Raw genomic sequence first — 15,712 nt, 5'->3', positions numbered from 1 at the left:
GACCATGGCCGAACAGCACGGAGCCTGGCCCGCCGCGGCCCAGCCGCCCGCCGGCTGGCTGCCCGGTCGCCCGCCGCCGCCCCGCGGGCTGCCGCCCGGCCCGCCGCCGCGTCCGGTCTACCGCGAGCCGCACCCGGTCGGCGCCGGGCCGCTGCTCGCCGGCGCCGGCGCGACCCTGGTCTGGTTCACGCTCTTCGGCGTCCTCGGCCGGGACCTGCTCAGCTACGCGTGGTGGACGATCGCCGCCGCGATCTCGGCCTGGGCCGTCGCCGCCGTGCTGGCCGTGCTCGGCGACCGCGGCGCGGCCACCGGGGTCGCCCTCTCCGCCGCCGTCGGTCTATCGATAGCCGCCGCTGTCGTCGCAGTGCGATGGATCACCACAAGCGACTGGCCGCTGTGGTGAATGTCCAGCTCTGAGCCGGTGTGTCATCGACGAAACGTGTACCTGTGGTGGCGCAACGCACTTGGCCTTGACGAACGTCGCGCCGCTGGGCACGCTCGGGCTCATGGCCCACGTACCGCAACGGCTCGACCCGGATCGCCGCCGTCGCCGCCTTGAGCTACTGGCGGCCCTGGCCGATGCGAAGTCGGCTCGCGAGCACAGCCAGCCACAGCGCCTGCGCGGCGCCCGGCTCCGCGAGTTGATCGCGAACCGCCGCCGCCACGCGAACTGAGTTTTCCGGCTTTGGCCTCCTTCGGGGCGTGGCGCTGCACTTGCGCCGCGCCAACGGCTACCGTCAGGCGCTGAGGACCACAGTTCCGTGGGGGGATTCGTGTCGATTTTCGCTGCCGCCGTCGTTCGGGGCAAGAACGGGTGGACGGCGTCGGAGCTGGAGCTCACCGGCCTTGCCGACCTGGACGAGGTCGTGGACCGGCTGCGCGACGCCGAGCCGGACGCAGAGCTGTCGCTGCTCTTCGTCGAGGCCGACGATCAGTACCTGGTGATTCTGCGCCTCGACGAGGGCGAGGACCTGCGCGTGTTCGGCTCCGACTCGGCCTACGCCGACGAGTCGCGCCTCGGTGCGCTGCTGCTAGCCGACATCGAGACGCCCGCGCTCGAGCTGGACGACCTGGCGACGCCCAGGCCCGGCTCGGACGACGAGGAGGACCGCCCGGCCGCGGACCCCGACGCCGACCCGGTCGGCGACGTCGAGATCCTGACCGATCTCGGGGTGGGCTCGCACCGGCTGCTGACGCTGTGCGGGCTGGAGGGCATGCTGCCGGCGGACGTCACCGCGGAGATCTGCCAGAAGCTGGGCTGCGGCGACGAGATGGAAGAGCTGCGCGAGGCCTGATGCTCCGTCCGAAGCACGAGGAGTGGATGCGGCGGGCGCTGTCGGTCGCATCCGCGTCGTCGGAGGACGTGCCGGTCGGCGCCGTCGTCTACGACCCGGACGGCACGGAGCTGGCCGCGGCCGGCAACGAGCGCGAGCTGAACGGCGACCCGACCGCGCACGCGGAGATCATCGCGCTGCGACGGGCCGCCGTGCTCACCGGAAGCTGGCGTCTCGAGGGCTGCACCCTGGTGGTGACGCTGGAGCCGTGCACGATGTGCGCCGGGGCGCTGGTGCTGGCCCGGGTTTCGCGGCTCGTGTTCGGGGCCTGGGAGCCGAAGACGGGCGCGGTGGGCTCCCTCTGGGACGTGGTCCGGGACCGGCGCCTGAACCATCGCCCGGAGGTCTATGCGGGCATTCTGGAGGACGAGTGCGCGGCGATGCTGCGCACGTTCTTCCGGCCTTAGCTGATCGCGGTGTCCAAGCCGATCTGCACCATGTCGGAGAAGCCCTGCTCGCGCTGTGCGGAGTCCATCTTCTCGCCGCGCTTGATGTGGTCGCTGACCGTCAGGATGGTCAGCGCCTTGGCGCCGTAGCGGGCCGCGATCGTGTAGATGGCGGCGGACTCCATCTCGACGGCGAGCACGCCGTAGTCGCAGAGCGTGTCGTAGAGGTCGGGACGGTCGGTGTAGAACGCGTCCGCGGCCAGGATCGGACCGACCCGCAGCGCGATGCCCCGCCGCTCGGCCACGTCGGCCGCCGTGCGCAGCAGCGAGAAGTCCGCGACCGGCGCGTAGTCGATGAGCCCGTCGAACCGGACCCGGTTCATGTTCGAGTCCGTGGCGGATCCGATGGCGGCGATGACGTCACCGAGCTGAAGGTCCTCGGCGAGCGCCCCGCAGGAACCGATCCGGATCACGGACTTGACGCCGTACTCGTTGATCAGTTCGTGGGTGTAGATGGAGGCCGAGGGCATCCCCATGCCGGAACCCTGCACGGAGACGGGCACGCCCTGCCAGGTGCCGGTGAATCCCAGCATGCCCCGCACCTGCGTGTAGCAGACGGGATCCTTCAGGAACGTTTCGGCGATCCACTTCGCCCGCATCGGGTCACCCGGTAGGAGGACCCGCTCGGCAATGTCGCCCGGCTGCGCGCCGATGTGCACACTCATGACCTGGATCCTGCCAGGCGGGCCGGCCCAAGGCGCGATGACCTCAAGGTTCGGCACAGGAGCCGACCCGGCCGCGAGGCTCGGCGGGCGTCGGGTAACCTACTTCGCGGTGGTGTGTCCGAGCGGCCTAAGGAGCACGCCTCGAAAGCGTGTGAGGGTGCAAGCCCTCCAAGGGTTCAAATCCCTTCACCACCGCCAGCAAGCAGGGCAGACGCCCGGTGACTCCAAGTGAGCCACCGGGCGTCTCTCTGTCTGGTCTCAGTTTTGGTCTCGGATTCGATACAGCTCAGCGGTGACGGATGGCAACGAATCGCGGAGCGGACCCAAGGGCGAAAGGCAGCCGTGCGGAAGCGTTTCCTGATAACGGCCATGGCGGCGCTGGCAGTCACACTCATGGTGGTCGCCGCGGTGACGGTGAACCATCGCTCGGACAGCGACATACCCACGGCCGGCGCGACCGCCGACTATCCGATCATCTGGCCGCAGGCCCTGGTGAACGGGAAGACCGGAACGGGACCAGCGACCGATGATCCGGGACCGGCCGCCGAGCAGTTCCTCGACGAACTCGGCGTCCCCACGTCCGACCTGGCCTTCTCGGTCGAACAGGACAACCGGGGCGAGGCACGGCTGGTCAAGGTCACTAACCGGAATGGGAGCGTGCTCGGCACGGTGAGCCTGCGCCGGGACGCCGACGGCGGGGCGTGGGGCGTGCAGGCAATGCAGTCGCCGCGCACCACCGTGCGCCACCCCGAGCCGAACGGCGCGGTCAACCCGCCGCTGTCGGTCAACTTCCGGCCCCAAACCGACGACACGGCGCGGGTACGCCTACTGGACGCCCGCAACTCCAAGGAGTTGACCAGCTGGTCGGAGAACATCGACCCGGACTTGGACTGGCAGGCGAATGCCAACTTCACCAGGGACGCGAACCCGTTCCCCGGATACCTGGTGCTGACCGAGCAGGACGGCGACGGACAGTTCACGAGTGTCGTCGTGATGCCGCTGACGATCGGGATCGAGGGAACCTGAGCGGCTGCGCCCTGCAAGATGGCCGCATGGCTGTTGAATTCGTTGCCGGCCCGGAGCTCGGCGACGAGCTTCGGGCGCGGATCGCGGCGCTCCGGTCTCGTTCGCGTGCGGTCGCGCATGATTGCACCGAATACGGTGGTCCGGGCAGTGCCGAGTTCACTGACCTCGAAATCGTGTGAGCGGTACAAGGTGGCGTTGACCCAGTCGTTCTCTCCGAGCAACCGCTCGGCCGGGCCCGAGGCGCAGGAGATGCGGCGGGCGATGGAGAGCAAGCGCAAGGGCGCGCCGCTACCGGAGGAAGAGCGCCAGCGGATTTAGGCGGCGTATTACCGGGCGCAGGCGAGCGTCTTTCGCGAGATCGCGGCGGACACGTTTGTCGCGATGGCGGACGACCACCAGCAGGCGGCCGAGACCTTCGGGATTCCCCAGCCGAAGGGCCTGATGGACGTCTTCCGGGCCTGCGGCATCGGCACCGACGAGCCCGCTGCCGGCCCCAGTACCGCCGGCTGACCGTTCCGGTTCCCTACCGTCTCGTTCGGCGTTCGTCCCGCCAGGTAGCGCAGCGCCTGTTCAGTCGGCGAGCAGTTGCTTGCGTAGCCACAGCGGGTCGGGGTTGACGTGTGGCACGCCGGCGAGGACGACCGTCGGGACCGTCTCGTTGCCGTCGGCCACCGCGCGTACCGCCGCGGCGGCCTCCGGGTCCCGCCAGATGTCCACCCAGTCGGCCTTCCGGCCGACCGGGCCGAGGGTTGCCCGCAGGCGCACGCAGAACGGGCAGCCCGGGCGCCAGTAGATGACAGCGCGGCCGTTTTCGGCGCCTCGGCGCTGGATCTCGGCCTGGGTCACCGGGCGGGGAAAGATCAGCGGCGAGCCGATCGCCGCCAGGGCCGCGAAGACCACGACGACGGCCACGGAGCCGGTGGCGATACCGAGCGCGGCGCCGGCGAGCAGGACCGCACCCGCGAGAGTCCATCGACGGAGCATGAGCCGACGCTACGCCAGGCCCGCGTTCTCCTGCGCCCGCCGCCCAGCGCCGGATTCCACGCCCACCGGCGGGGGGTCACCCGCCCTGGACGGGTGAATTTGCTTCCGCTCGACGCTCTGGCGGCGCCACCCCGGCGTCCGGTCGCTGTTGCGTCACTCTGGGTAAGTCCGAGGGTCTGGTCGCGGGGGTTCCGACGCGATCCGCGTGCGGCCGACGGGCGTGTTCCGGCGCCGTGCGCGACCCTGGCCGCGCGCCGCCGCGCCGCGTACCGGGCCTGTCTCCGCGGCGGCGGCGATGTGCGGCCGGGTGGAACCGTGGACCCGCGGTTTCCGCTGGCAGAGGCCGAATCGTGCCGGCCGGGTGTGGCCGCCGCCCGGCATCTTCGGCGATCTCGCCGGGAGGTGGCGCGGCCGGCGCGGGTGGCCGTCGTCCGCTCGGTGCGCCGACCCCACGGTGCCAGCTCGCGTAGCCGGTGTGTTTAGCATGGTTTCGCACTTTGTGCGCTCTTTGTCGTCGATCACGCACCGTGTCAAGTTTTGCTGGCCCGACGGGTCGTCACGCCCGAGATCGGTAGTATTCCGCGGCTCCGACGCCATGATCAAATTCGCTGATCAGGTGACAGGTGGGCGTTGTGACCGTTTCGTCCCTGGCGGGCCGGCGTTGGTACCTGGGAAGATTACTCAAAGTGACAGCGAATACGCCGCCCTAATATGTCGCGTCTTTGCAAGGCGTTGCGCCGGAATCCACCGGATCGGACAACCCGTCCTAACCTGGCGGCGAAAAAGATTCACAAGACGGCCTCGCGCAGAGGTGTCGATGTCTGCCCTAAGGTTGGTCAGGTGAGAGTTGAGCATCACTGGTGGAATGGTGACATCCGGCTCGCGCGCCGGGATGTCTACGTCCGCACCGACGGAGAAGTCTGGGAGGTCGAAGCTCAGATGGGCGGGCCTCAGGGCAAATCCAAGGTGCAGCAGTGTCCGGGAAAGGCGTCCGCGCTGATCCTGGCCGACGCGTGGCGCGGGCCACGCTGGCAGTGGCGCAAGCTCTAGGCGCCAGGAGCCGGGCTGCGCCGCATGCTTGAACTTCTCGGCCAGCCGCGATTTTCGATCGGGCCGGACCCCGCGGGGTCCGGCCCGATGTGCTAAATCTCGATCATGCGTCCCGCGCCCGGTCAGGTCCTGCACTTCTCCGAAGACCCGCGCATCGAAACCTTCGTGCCACACGTCGCGGCAACGGCGCGACAGCCCGAGGCGTACGTGTGGGCGGTCGATGCCGAGCAGGCACCCGCGTACTGGTTTCCGCGTGACTGCCCCCGGGTGCTCGCCTGGCCCGGCCCCGGGACCACGGCCGCCGACCGCCGCCTGCTCTCGGGCGGGCGCGTTCATGCGATCGAGTACGGCTGGCTGCCGGCGCTGCGGTCGGTGCGCCTTTTCGCGTACCGATTCGATGCTGGGTCCTTCGAGCCTTTCGGCATGCCGAACCCGCACGCGATGGTCGCGACCACGACGGTGACACCGCTCGGCCCGGCGGAGCCGGTCGGCGACCTGCTCTCGTTGCACGAGGCCGCGGGCATCCAGTTGCGGCTGGTCGTGAACCTGCTGGCGTTCATGGACGAGGTGGTCGCCAGCTCCGCGGAGTTCAGCGGGATCCGGCTGCGCTACGCCACACCGCCCAAGTGAACCGGCGGACGAACTGTCCGCTAGCGGTCGTCCGGGTTGATCTAGCCTGTGAATCCACCCAACAAGGACGAAAGTGATGTCCCATGCAGGCCACTGTGACTGACACCCGTTCCGATGTCGCCGTGCTGCGCCTGAGCGGCGAGCTCGATGCCAATACCGCAAACCAACTGCACAAACTGCTCGCGGACCTGCTCGAACGCCCGGTGCCGCGGATCGTCGTCGATCTCAACGACCTTAAATTCTGTGACTCCGTCGGGCTCAGCGCCTTCATCACCGCCAAGCAGGTCATCACCGCGCGGGGCGGGTGGCTGAGCTTTGCCGGCGCGAACCAGTTCCTGTCCACGCTGCTGGACACCGTCGGGCTGAGCAAGTACTTCGCGATCTTCCCGGAGGTGGACGACGCGATCGCCGCGGCGCAGCTTTAGGTCAGTCCGCGCCGCGCGCCGCCGCTGTCCGAGCAGCTGTCAGTCCGTGCGGCGCGCCGCCGCTGATCGAGCGACTGTCAGTCCGTGCCGCGTCGCCGCTGCTCGAGCAGCTGGCGGAAGACGTACCTGCGGATGTCGTCGGCCTCGCCCATCTTCAGGTCCGCGAACCGGAGCCCGAGTTCGGTGGGCCTCTCCTCGTCGCCGCGCTGCATGCGGACCACCATGGCCGTGGCGGAGAGCTCCCGCCCCGTCTCGAACGCCGCGACAACCTCGTCCCCGCGGCCGAAGTTGATTTCCGTACCCGTGTAGTAGCAGCGCATCCCGCCCTCGCTGAGGTCGACGGCGGTGACCTCGAGATCGACGCCGGCGTGCCGCACCACGACGGGCAGGCTCACGTTGGCCCGTACGAAGGAGCGTCGTTGGGTCCGCTCCGCCTGCGCGGTCAGGCGGACCAGCCAGGTCGGTGCGGGGCTGCCGTTGGTCTCCAGGACCGCGATGGGTGCCTGCCGGAGCTGGCTGCCCTCGCCCCAGACGAGCAGGCCGCGCTCGCCGGTATCGGGTCGCACCATCCGCCCGGTGCGATCCATCGGCTCGCGCAGCAGCACGGTGTCGGCCGTGACAGCACTGATCACCGCGGCGAGCGGCTCGGGCCGCGAGTCGAGCGTGACGTCGACGAGATCGTTGATGTCGGGCAGGTCCGCGAGGGTAGTGCTCACCTGGTCCTCCCCCCACCGTTGCGTCTGCAAACGGGCGTGCGGGCACCTCCCCTACTGGAACGATAGCCATGGTGCCCGGCGTCCGGATCCAGAACCGGCAATTGCCCTCTGCCGCCGTACCCGGCCGGCCGGCGAGCGCGCTAGGACTCCCAGGGCAGACAATTGGTCGATCTCGATCCGGCGCGTGACGTCGAGACGGTAGCGTTCTATGATCCCCACGTCGTGTGTGGCCGTTGCGGTCGCCGACGTACGGGGAGGATTCAGATGTCCCGGTCCATGTGGTCGGCTCGCGCCGGCTTGGCGCTGCTCACGACCGTCTCCGTGGGAGCGCTCGCCGCTCCCGCCGAGGCCGCCGGCGCCGGCGTGGCCACGGTCAGCGGCACGAAGGTGCGGTACACGGCCGCCACCGGCAAGCAGAACAAGGTCGTGGTGACCCGCTCCGGGAACACGATCACGATCGATGACAAGGTCGCGGTGAAGGCCGGCAAGGGCTGCAAGGCGGTCAAGGGCGACAAGACCAAGGTGCGCTGCACCACCGGGAAGGCGCCGACCCGGGTACAGGTGTACCTCGGCTCCCGGAACGACTCGGTGGCCAACCGCACCGACCTGCCGATGACCGCGACCGGTGGCACCGGCGTCGACCGCCTCACCGGCGGTCCCCGGGCGGACTACCTGCGGGGCGACGCCGGCAACGACAAGATCTGGGGCGGCGGCGGCAACGACGACATCGACGGCCACGAAGGCGCCGATTACCTGTACGGCGGTGCCGGCAACGACTATGTGCGCGGCAACGACGGCAACGACCGGCTCTACGGTGAGGCGGGCAACGACCACCTGTACGGCGATTCCGAAAACGACCGGGTGTACGGCGGTCCCGGTGACGACTCTCTCGAGGAGGGCTTCAACCCGCTCGCCGGCCGGTCCGACGCCGACCTGCTGAGCGGCGGAAGCGGCTCCGATTACGTGCAGTACGCCGGCCGGTCCAAGGCGATCATTGCGGACCTCGACGGCGCCACCGGCGACGACGGCCAGGCCGGCGAGCACGACACCCTGGCCACGGACGTCGAGGGCATCGTCGGCGGCCGCGGCAACGACCGCCTGGTCGGCTCGGCGGGCGCCAACGGGCTGTTCGGCAACGCCGGCAACGACACCCTGCTGGGCGGTGCCGGCAACGACTACCTCTCCGGCGATTTCGGTGCCGACCGGCTCGAAGGCGGGCCGGGGGACGACGGCCTCGCCGGCGACAGCGGCGACAGCGTGGCCGCGGACGTGCTGCTCGGTGGCCCCGGCCGTGACCAGGTGGACTACGGCAGCTACAGCAAGCCGGTGACCGTGGACCTCGACGGCGCCGCCCGCGACGACGGCCTGCCCGGCGAGCACGACACGGTCGGCGTGGACGTGGAGGACATCCAGGGCGGCCAGGGCTCGGACCGGCTGACCGGCAACGCGGCCGACAACGAGATCCTCGGCTACTTCGGCGACGACGTGCTGCGCGGCGGCGCCGGCAACGACCGGCTCGAGGGCGAACTCGGACGCGACACCATCTACGGCGACGCCGGCGACGACAATCTCAACGCAGGCTGGTACGGCGACGGCGCGGACAGCCTGAACGGGGGCGAGAACCTGACCGCCACCGGCGACAACTGCCGGACCCACGACGCCGAGGACACCGCGATCGACTGCGAGTCCTACAACTGACGAGCGCGAAAATGTGGCCCGCCGGGATGCCGGCGGGCCACATTCGTGTGGTGCAGTCGATCGGGCGGGACGGTGCCACTGAGGTGCCAGTGGCACGGCCCGGAATTACTGACAATCCTAACCTCTGTGGTTCTGTCGCCATCTTCCCCGCTCCCTCCGCAAACGCGGGGGGACGAGGAATTTCGGCTGGTTGAACCAATAGATTGCTAGGGCGCTGATGGCTGACAGCACAACCACTGCGGCCAGCACGCCGATCAATATCCGCGTCGGGGTCTCACCGATGACACCGCTATCGGACAGGGTTCCGATGGTGACGATGGAGAGCATCGAAGAAAGGATCAGATTCGCCGCGAGAAGCGTCCGCTCCTGTCCAGAGCCGGGACACGCGAACATCCGTCGCGCCGCCGATGGAGATCATCCCAACAGGCCCGGCCAACGCTTAACGGCATGCAGCTCCAGCACGGCCGGGGTGGCGCTGACAACGGTGATCTGCACGCCATCGCGCTCCGCCCGCACCTGCCAGGCAACGCCCCTTACCGGCTGCTGCGGATCGATGAAGAACCCTGCACCAATGAGGAATTCTTTGGCGCTGGCCTCACGGGTGAACCGCCCCGACTCACACGCCCAGCTTGCCCGCGAACCCGGATACGGGTCGACGGCTGTGCTCTCGGCGCCGCCGCAAAGCTCCCGCGCCATCGAGAACAACGCCTCGTCACCAACGGCGGTGCGCTCAACGACAAGGTTCGCGCGGAAATGCAGCGTCAACATGAGGGCGACCATGAGGGTTGCCGCCGCAGCAACTCGCCGAACCCACGGCGGTAAACCGGTGCTGCGGAGATTCATCAACGCTTCCTTCGACGGTTAACGCGATCTCACGACAGCGACGAAAAGACCGAGAGCTGTCGCTCGTATCAAGGCACTGCGAGACGGCTGAATTGCCGGGCGAGTACAACATCGTTTTCGGAGGTCCGACACGCCCGAAGGTCCAAAGTCATCCCCGCGTTCGGCTCGACCTCGAGGTCCTCAGCCACTCCAACCTCACTGGCGCCATCCTGTCCCCGTCGACTCATGCCCAAGGCGGCCCAACAGCGGGGGGAAGGCGGATGGGTATTCACGACGCCGAAACCGACTACCACGGATGGAAGCAGATCCTGCGCGACGCTGGTCTACGTGACGGCCGCTCGCACGACGCCCGGGTGCTGCTCAACCTCCAGGCATGGCGGCCTGGTGCCAGCACATGACCGACCCGATCCGGGCAGACATCGCCAAGCGGGGGCGGCCCCCATCCGGAAGCCTGCCGAGATGCCGGCCGCCGACCCTGCGGGGGAGCGGGACGGCGGTTCGGAGGCCGCCTGACGGGCAACTGAGACCACTCACGCAGAAGGGCCGATCCCCTTGGGGGTCGGCCCTAGCGTTTGCCTGGTCAAGCTGGCGGAGGATACGAGATTCGAACTCGTGAGGGGTTTCCCCCAACACGCTTTCCAAGCGTGCGCCCTAGGCCTCTAGGCGAATCCTCCGTCCGACAGGATACAGACCCGTCGGTGTCCCCTTCGGCGGGAGGGCGGGGCGGCGCGTCGGCGGGCGCCGGGTACTCTAGTCCGCAGCCCCTCGTGCGGCGTCATCTTGTGAACCTCCCCAGGGCCGGAAGGCAGCAAGGATAAGCGAGCTCTGGCGGGTGCACGGGGGGTCCTTGCTTTCCTCGTACCCACCAACGCGGGACGCGGTTTGTTCTTGTCACACCCTCGACGGAGAATGGCGCGGTCGTCCAGGAGGTGGCAGGAGTGGCACTAGCCCTCTACCGCAAGTACAGGCCGCGGACCTTCGCCGAGGTCATCGGGCAGGAGCACGTCACCGAGCCGTTGTCGCAGGCGCTGCGCAGCGGCCGGCTGCACCATGCCTATCTCTTCTCCGGTCCGCGCGGCTGCGGCAAGACGTCGAGCGCGCGCATCCTCGCCCGCTCCCTCAACTGTGAGCAGGGTCCCACGCCCGAGCCGTGCGGGGTCTGTGCTTCCTGCAAGTCGCTCGCCAACGACGGCGCCGGGTCGATCGACGTCATCGAGATCGACGCGGCCAGCCACGGCGGCGTCGACGACGCCCGTGACCTGCGGGAGAAGGCGTTCTTCGCGCCGGCGAGCAGCCGCTACAAGATCTACGTCATCGACGAGGCGCACATGGTCTCGTCGGCCGGCTTCAACGCGCTGCTCAAGCTCGTCGAGGAGCCGCCGGACTACGTCAAGTTCATCTTCGCGACGACCGAGCCGGAGAAGGTGCTCGGCACGATCCGCTCGCGCACCCACCACTATCCGTTCCGGCTGATCCCGCCCGCGGTGCTGCGGCCCTATCTCCAGCAGCTCACCGAGGCGGAGGGCGTGCACGTCGACCCGGCGGTGCTCCCGCTGGTCGTCCGGGCCGGCGGCGGCAGCGCCCGGGACACCCTGTCCGTGCTCGACCAGCTCATCGCCGGCGCCGGGCCCGAGGGCGTCGACTACGGCCGGGCGGTGCAGTTGCTCGGCGTCACCGACGGCGCGCTGATCGACGAGATGTGCGACGCGCTCGCCGCGGGGGACGGTGCGGCCGCCTACCAGACCATCGACCGCGTGGCCGAGGCCGGCCACGATGCCCGGCGCTTCGCCTCCGACCTGCTCGAACGCTTCCGCGACCTGATCATCCTGCAGCAGATTCCGGACGCGGTGAGCAAGGGCCTGATCGACGGGCCGGCCGACCAGCTCGACCAGATGGGCGCCCAGGCGACCCGGCTCGGGCCGGCCACCCTGTCCCGGTGCGCCGACATCGTGCACAACGGCCTGGTGGAGATGCGCGGCACGACCGCGCCGCGACTGCTCCTCGAGCTGATCACGGCCCGGATGCTGCTGCCGGGCGCGGACGATTCGAGTGGCGCGCTGCTGCAGCGGCTGGAGCGCATGGAGCGGCGGCTCACGCTGAGCGGCGACGCGGTCGGTGCGCAGCACGACTCTCCGCAGGCCGCGCCGACCGCGGCGGCACCCGCCGCGAGTGGCGGCGGTGGCGGCGGGATCTCGGCGGCCCGCGCGGCGGCCGCGGCGGCGGGTCGACGCGCACCGGCGCCCGGTTCGACCGCGCAGGGCGGGTCCGCGCAGGCTGGTGTTGCGCAGGGCGGTCCCGGGCAGGTTGGTGCCGCGCAGGGCGATCTTGGGCACGCTGGTGTAGCGCAGGCTGGTGCCGGGCAGGGTGGTCTCGCGCAGGATGGCGCGGCGCAGGGCAGTGTGGGCCTGGTGGGGGTCGGGGGCGTCGCGTCCGGGGCCGTCGGTTCGGCCGCTGTGGGCGGCGTGGATTCTGTTCCGGGTGCGACCGTTGGCTCGGCGTCCGTAGGGGGCATTGCGGCGGGGTCTGCCGATCCCGTCTCTGCCGTGCCCGCCACGGTGCACACCGAGGGCGATGCGGCGGCGTCCGCCGCCCCGGTCTCGGCGATGCCCGGCTCGGCCACTCCCGTTTCGGCGGTGCCGTCCGGTTCGGCGGCGTCGGTTTCGGCTGTGCCCTCTGGTTTCGCCGATCCTGAACTGGCGGATCGTGGCCTGGCAGATCCTGAATCGGCGGATCGTGGCCTAACGGATCCTGGCCTGGCGGGTTCCGGTTTCGCGGGCTCGGATCTGGCGGGTGCGGATCTGGCGGGTGCGGATCTGGGTGGTCCGGATCTGGGTGGTCCGGGTCTGGCAGGTCCGGGTCTGGCTGGTCCGGTTTCGGCCGTGCCGGGCTCGGCGCAGGTCTCCGGGGCGCCGTCCGTGTCGGCTGAGGCTGCGCCGCCCCTGCAGGAGCTTCGCCGGACGCCGGCCGCTCGGCAGCCGGAGCCCGCGGGCATCATGCCGGACGCACCGGTGGAGCCCGGCGGTGACGACATCGGGGCGCCCGGCGAGCTCTCCGTCGCGTCCATCCGGGAGGTCTGGCCCGAGATCATGGTCGCCGTCGGGCGGAAGAGTAAGAAGATCGCCGCGCTCGCGCAGGGCGCGACCGTCCGCGACCTCGACGGCCAGACCGTGGTGCTCACGTTCCGCTTCCCGGCGCACGCCAAGATGGTCGCGGCCGAGCCGGCCCTGCTCTCCGACGCCCTCTACGAGGCGCTCGGTGGCCGCTGGCAGATCCGCTGCGACGTGGCGGGCGAGGGCGGCCCGTCTCCCGGCTCCGGCCCCGCACCGCGTGGTCCGCAGGGCGGGTCACCCGGCCCGGCGCAACGGGCGCCGCAGGGCCAGGGCGCTCCGGACGATCTCGCCGGGCGCGGCGGGCAGACGCAGGCCGCGGGCGGCGGGCAGACGCAGGCCGCGGGCGGCGGGCAGACGCAGGCTGCGGGTGGCGCGCAGACGCAGGCCGCGGGCGGCGCCACGCGGCAGCGCGAGGCGGCGCCGCGTGCCGCGGCGGCCGGCCGTGAGGCTGCGCAGAGCGCGGGCGCGCCGAGCGATGACAGCGACGAGTGGCCGGAACCGGCGCGACCGGGTGGGCACGCGGCGGCGGCAGCGGCGGTTACCCCTTCGGCCACGGACGACGAATGGCCGGAGCCGGCCAGGCTGGGCGGCGCGGCGGCGGGCGACCGGGATGCCGGCGCTGGTGGGCCCGCGGATCCGAGCGTCGGGCAGAGCGGGTCGGCGGGCGCACCGGATTTTGACGGCCCGGCCGGTGGCCGGGGCTTCGACGGTTCCGCGAACCCTGGTGCGGTGTCCGAGGGGGGACTTGAACCCCCAAGCCCGTCCCCGGCGGCGCCGGGGGCTGGTGAGCGCGGCGGGTTTGCGACCGCAGGCGCCCCGGGCCAGGGCGCGGCGGGTGGTGACCTCGCGGCGGCGCGCAACGCCACGCCCGCGGCGGCCTCCGCGCCGCCGGCCGGGGCCGGGCGGCCGACGTCCAGCGGTCTCGCCGCGGCCCGCGCGGCGGCGGCGGGCGCGGGGCGCGGCAACGCGGCGGCGAACCGTGGCGGCGGCAGCGCCGCGGCGAACAGGAACGACGCCTGGTCCGACGGCTCGCCGACGGAGGAAGCGCCCTACGACCCCGAGTACGACGGCCCGGTGCGGCCCGGCGCGGCCCAAGGCCACGGTGCGGCCCAAGGCCGCGGTGCCACCCAAGGTCATGGTGCGGCCCAAGGTCATGGTGCCGCTCAGGGTCGGGGTGTCGCTCAGGGGCGGGGTACCTCGCCGGGTTACGGCGGCGGCCCGGCCTTCGAGGGCTTCGATCCCGGTGACGAGCCCCTCGACGACGTGATCGACGAGCGGACCGCGCGCCAGAGCAGCGAGCAGCAGGCCGTGCAGTTGCTTCGCGACGCGCTCGGCGCCGAGAAGATCAGCGAGTCCTGACCCGGTTCCGTGCGGCCTGTGTGGCGCGCGGGACAATGGACGCGACTATCCCTTTCAATAAGGAGCTAAGCGATGCGCCCCGGTGGACAGCCGAACATGCAGCAGATCATGAAGCAGGCGCAGAAGATGCAGCAGCAGGTCGCGCAGGCGCAGGCCGAGCTCGCCGAGGCCGAGGTGACCGGCACCGCCGGCGGCGGCCTGGTCACCGTCGTGGTGACGGGCCTGGGCGAGTTCAAGTCGATCAAGATTGATCCGAAGGCCGTCGACCCCGAGGACATCGAGACGCTCGAGGACCTCGTCCTCGCCGCGATCCACAACGGGTCGGAGGCGGTGCGCGAGCTGACCGAGCAGAAGATGGGTCCGGCCACCGGCGGTCTCGGCGGCCTCTCCCTCCCGGGATTCTGAGCCCGTGTACGAGGGCGCCATCCAGGACCTGATCGACGAGCTGGGGCGGCTGCCGGGCGTCGGCCCGAAGAGCGCACAGCGGATCGCCTTCCACGTCCTGTCCGCCGATCCCGCCGACGTGACGCGGCTGGCCAACGCCTTGCGCAAGGTCAAGGAGCAGGTCCGCTTCTGCACGACCTGCTTCAACGTCGCCGAGTCCGAGCAGTGCCGGGTCTGCCGCGACACCCGTCGCGGCAACGACGTGCTCTGTGTCGTCGAGGAACCCAAGGACGTCGTCGCGATCGAGCGGACCGGTGAGTTCCGCGGTCGGTACCACGTCCTGGGTGGCGCCATCAATCCGCTCGAGGGCATCGGCCCCGACAACCTGCGGATCCGGGAGTTGATGATCCGGCTCGGCACCGGCGAGGTGAAGGAGCTGATCCTCGCCACGGATCCGAACACCGAGGGCGAGGCCACGGCCACCTACCTCGCGATCATGGTCAAGCCGATGGGCATCACCGTCACGCGCCTGGCCAGCGGCCTGCCGGTCGGCGGCGACCTCGAATACGCCGACGAGATCACTCTCGGCCGAGCCTTCGAGGGCCGCAGAGCCGTGTGACCGGGGTGTGACTTTAAGGGCCAGATCAAAAGCAGGACCATGTCGTGCCTGGTTGCATGGCGCCGACCGTCGCTCACGCCGAGGCCGGGCGGGGGCGGCCAATCGCCTGGCGGCTCATGAGCGGCCACCCCCACCCTGCCAGGTCCGTGCTCCCCAAAACCGGGTTCAGCCGGCTCGGTCGGCGGGATCGGCACCCAGGCCCGCTCGACGCCGTCCACGATGGTCGTCAGGCCGGGTGACAGATGTTGCTGATGTGCCGCCGGACCCTCGCGAACTCCGGTCCTTTCGCTGGCAGGAGGGGCATCGGCGCCTCCTGCGTGAGTCGGTGGGATTGTCGGCGTGACGACGGCGTGGGCCACAGCGGAAGCCGAGTGATTCGCAGTTCGAGGGTCGGCCGGGCCCGGTGGCGGGGGCCGCGCGGGG

General features: G+C 70.6%; 19 protein-coding genes, 2 tRNA genes and 1 other RNA gene. 17 read left to right on the top strand and 5 right to left on the bottom strand.

Annotated elements, in window-relative coordinates; all coding sequences use genetic code 11:
- Positions 1-4: 4 nt before the first annotated feature.
- From ACIBSW_RS06445 to tadA, 4 genes are all read left to right on the top strand, one after another.
- Positions 5-403, top strand: a complete 399-nt coding sequence (locus ACIBSW_RS06445; RefSeq protein WP_354718477.1) for a hypothetical protein — start codon at positions 5-7, stop codon at positions 401-403.
- A 67-nt stretch (positions 404-470) separates the two neighbouring features.
- Positions 471-674, top strand: a complete 204-nt coding sequence (locus ACIBSW_RS06440; protein ID WP_354718475.1) for a hypothetical protein — start codon at positions 471-473, stop codon at positions 672-674.
- A gap of 99 nt (positions 675-773) precedes the next feature.
- Positions 774-1,295 (top strand): tRNA adenosine deaminase-associated protein, encoded by a 522-nt coding sequence (locus tag ACIBSW_RS06435; RefSeq protein ID WP_354718473.1) that lies wholly within the window; start codon positions 774-776, stop codon positions 1,293-1,295.
- Positions 1,295-1,741 (top strand): tRNA adenosine(34) deaminase TadA, encoded by a 447-nt coding sequence (gene tadA / locus ACIBSW_RS06430; protein WP_354718471.1) that lies wholly within the window; start codon positions 1,295-1,297, stop codon positions 1,739-1,741. The genes ACIBSW_RS06435 and tadA overlap by 1 nt, the downstream gene beginning before the upstream one ends.
- Here tadA and deoD read toward each other — a convergent pair.
- Positions 1,738-2,445, bottom strand: a complete 708-nt coding sequence (deoD, locus tag ACIBSW_RS06425) for a purine-nucleoside phosphorylase (protein ID WP_354718469.1) — start codon at positions 2,443-2,445, stop codon at positions 1,738-1,740. The genes tadA and deoD overlap by 4 nt on opposite strands.
- Before the next feature lie 108 nt (positions 2,446-2,553).
- On the opposite strand from deoD, the gene ACIBSW_RS06420 reads away from it, so the two are divergent.
- From ACIBSW_RS06420 to ACIBSW_RS06405, 4 genes are all read left to right on the top strand, one after another.
- Positions 2,554-2,643, top strand: a tRNA-Ser gene (locus ACIBSW_RS06420).
- A 171-nt stretch (positions 2,644-2,814) separates the two neighbouring features.
- Positions 2,815-3,471 (top strand): hypothetical protein, encoded by a 657-nt coding sequence (locus tag ACIBSW_RS06415; RefSeq protein ID WP_354718467.1) that lies wholly within the window; start codon positions 2,815-2,817, stop codon positions 3,469-3,471.
- 26 nt (positions 3,472-3,497) lie between these two features.
- On the top strand, positions 3,498-3,650 hold the full coding sequence (locus ACIBSW_RS06410) for a hypothetical protein (RefSeq protein ID WP_354718466.1): 153 nt from the start codon (positions 3,498-3,500) through the stop codon (positions 3,648-3,650).
- 202 nt (positions 3,651-3,852) lie between these two features.
- Positions 3,853-3,981 (top strand): hypothetical protein, encoded by a 129-nt coding sequence (locus tag ACIBSW_RS06405; protein WP_354718465.1) that lies wholly within the window; start codon positions 3,853-3,855, stop codon positions 3,979-3,981.
- A 60-nt stretch (positions 3,982-4,041) separates the two neighbouring features.
- On the opposite strand, the gene ACIBSW_RS06400 is transcribed toward ACIBSW_RS06405, so the two are convergent.
- Complete coding sequence (locus ACIBSW_RS06400; protein ID WP_354718463.1) at positions 4,042-4,455, bottom strand: glutaredoxin domain-containing protein; 414 nt, start codon at positions 4,453-4,455, stop codon at positions 4,042-4,044.
- Between the two features lie 840 nt (positions 4,456-5,295).
- Here ACIBSW_RS06400 and ACIBSW_RS06395 point away from each other — a divergent pair.
- The 3 genes from ACIBSW_RS06395 (at position 5,296) to ACIBSW_RS06385 (ending at position 6,560) form a co-directional block, all read left to right on the top strand.
- On the top strand, positions 5,296-5,505 hold the full coding sequence (locus ACIBSW_RS06395) for a hypothetical protein (RefSeq protein WP_023562955.1): 210 nt from the start codon (positions 5,296-5,298) through the stop codon (positions 5,503-5,505).
- Between the two features lie 105 nt (positions 5,506-5,610).
- Positions 5,611-6,135 carry a DUF6886 family protein gene (locus ACIBSW_RS06390; protein ID WP_354718461.1) on the top strand — a complete coding sequence of 175 codons (525 nt, stop codon included), beginning with the start codon at positions 5,611-5,613 and terminating at the stop codon, positions 6,133-6,135.
- Positions 6,136-6,230: 95 nt separating this feature from the next.
- The gene (locus tag ACIBSW_RS06385; protein ID WP_404799234.1) at positions 6,231-6,560 is read left to right on the top strand and encodes an STAS domain-containing protein; all 330 of its coding nucleotides are present in this window, start codon (positions 6,231-6,233) and stop codon (positions 6,558-6,560) included.
- Positions 6,561-6,637: 77 nt separating this feature from the next.
- Here the strand turns inward: ACIBSW_RS06385 and ACIBSW_RS06380 are convergent, their stop codons facing one another.
- Entirely contained in the window at positions 6,638-7,276 is a 639-nt protein-coding gene (locus tag ACIBSW_RS06380) for a PilZ domain-containing protein (RefSeq protein ID WP_354718457.1), read from the bottom strand.
- A 264-nt stretch (positions 7,277-7,540) separates the two neighbouring features.
- Between ACIBSW_RS06380 and ACIBSW_RS06375 the strand changes: the two genes are divergently transcribed.
- The gene (locus ACIBSW_RS06375; protein ID WP_354718455.1) at positions 7,541-8,974 is read left to right on the top strand and encodes a calcium-binding protein; all 1,434 of its coding nucleotides are present in this window, start codon (positions 7,541-7,543) and stop codon (positions 8,972-8,974) included.
- A gap of 414 nt (positions 8,975-9,388) precedes the next feature.
- On the opposite strand, the gene ACIBSW_RS06370 is transcribed toward ACIBSW_RS06375, so the two are convergent.
- Entirely contained in the window at positions 9,389-9,817 is a 429-nt protein-coding gene (locus tag ACIBSW_RS06370; protein WP_354718453.1) for a hypothetical protein, read from the bottom strand.
- A gap of 260 nt (positions 9,818-10,077) precedes the next feature.
- Here ACIBSW_RS06370 and ACIBSW_RS06365 point away from each other — a divergent pair, with 260 nt between their 5' ends.
- Positions 10,078-10,215: a hypothetical protein gene (locus ACIBSW_RS06365; protein WP_354718451.1), complete on the top strand. Its 138-nt coding sequence runs from the start codon at positions 10,078-10,080 to the stop codon at positions 10,213-10,215.
- 188 nt (positions 10,216-10,403) lie between these two features.
- Here ACIBSW_RS06365 and ACIBSW_RS06360 read toward each other — a convergent pair.
- Positions 10,404-10,491 (bottom strand) — tRNA-Ser (locus tag ACIBSW_RS06360).
- Between the two features lie 82 nt (positions 10,492-10,573).
- Here ACIBSW_RS06360 and ffs point away from each other — a divergent pair.
- The 4 genes from ffs to recR all read left to right on the top strand — a co-directional run bounded on the left by ffs (position 10,574) and on the right by recR (position 15,289).
- An RNA gene (gene ffs, locus ACIBSW_RS06355) (signal recognition particle sRNA small type) lies at positions 10,574-10,669 on the top strand.
- A gap of 86 nt (positions 10,670-10,755) precedes the next feature.
- Entirely contained in the window at positions 10,756-14,286 is a 3,531-nt protein-coding gene (locus tag ACIBSW_RS06350) for a DNA polymerase III subunit gamma and tau (protein WP_354718449.1), read from the top strand.
- A gap of 96 nt (positions 14,287-14,382) precedes the next feature.
- Positions 14,383-14,691: a YbaB/EbfC family nucleoid-associated protein gene (locus ACIBSW_RS06345; protein ID WP_221480028.1), complete on the top strand. Its 309-nt coding sequence runs from the start codon at positions 14,383-14,385 to the stop codon at positions 14,689-14,691.
- A gap of 4 nt (positions 14,692-14,695) precedes the next feature.
- A complete protein-coding gene (recR, locus tag ACIBSW_RS06340) occupies positions 14,696-15,289 on the top strand; it encodes a recombination mediator RecR (protein ID WP_184998500.1) in 594 nt (197 codons plus the stop codon).
- Positions 15,290-15,712 lie beyond the last annotated feature (423 nt).

Source organism: Actinoplanes sp. NPDC049668 (assembly GCF_044465445.1).
In the GTDB taxonomy this organism is placed as follows: domain Bacteria; phylum Actinomycetota; class Actinomycetes; order Mycobacteriales; family Micromonosporaceae; genus Actinoplanes.
The sequence above is the reverse complement of the archived record's forward strand: the minus strand, read 5'-3'. Positions and strand labels throughout refer to the sequence as shown.

Bases quoted from the DNA above. Each gene is read 5' to 3' on its own strand.
- ACIBSW_RS06415 (WP_354718467.1), top strand. From the start codon at position 2,815: ATGGCGGCGCTGGCAGTCACACTCATGGTGGTCGCCGCGGTGACGGTG.
- ACIBSW_RS06390 (WP_354718461.1), top strand. From the start codon at position 5,611: ATGCGTCCCGCGCCCGGTCAGGTCCTGCACTTCTCCGAAGACCCGCGC.
- ACIBSW_RS06400 (WP_354718463.1), bottom strand. From the start codon at position 4,455: ATGCTCCGTCGATGGACTCTCGCGGGTGCGGTCCTGCTCGCCGGCGCC.
- ACIBSW_RS06375 (WP_354718455.1), top strand. From the start codon at position 7,541: ATGTCCCGGTCCATGTGGTCGGCTCGCGCCGGCTTGGCGCTGCTCACG.
- ACIBSW_RS06410 (WP_354718466.1), top strand. From the start codon at position 3,498: ATGGCTGTTGAATTCGTTGCCGGCCCGGAGCTCGGCGACGAGCTTCGG.
- ACIBSW_RS06345 (WP_221480028.1), top strand. From the start codon at position 14,383: ATGCAGCAGATCATGAAGCAGGCGCAGAAGATGCAGCAGCAGGTCGCG.
- ACIBSW_RS06405 (WP_354718465.1), top strand. From the start codon at position 3,853: ATGGCGGACGACCACCAGCAGGCGGCCGAGACCTTCGGGATTCCCCAG.
- tadA (WP_354718471.1), top strand. From the start codon at position 1,295: ATGCTCCGTCCGAAGCACGAGGAGTGGATGCGGCGGGCGCTGTCGGTC.
- ACIBSW_RS06370 (WP_354718453.1), bottom strand. From the start codon at position 9,817: ATGAATCTCCGCAGCACCGGTTTACCGCCGTGGGTTCGGCGAGTTGCT.
- deoD (WP_354718469.1), bottom strand. From the start codon at position 2,445: ATGAGTGTGCACATCGGCGCGCAGCCGGGCGACATTGCCGAGCGGGTC.
- ACIBSW_RS06365 (WP_354718451.1), top strand. From the start codon at position 10,078: ATGGGTATTCACGACGCCGAAACCGACTACCACGGATGGAAGCAGATC.
- ACIBSW_RS06445 (WP_354718477.1), top strand. From the start codon at position 5: ATGGCCGAACAGCACGGAGCCTGGCCCGCCGCGGCCCAGCCGCCCGCC.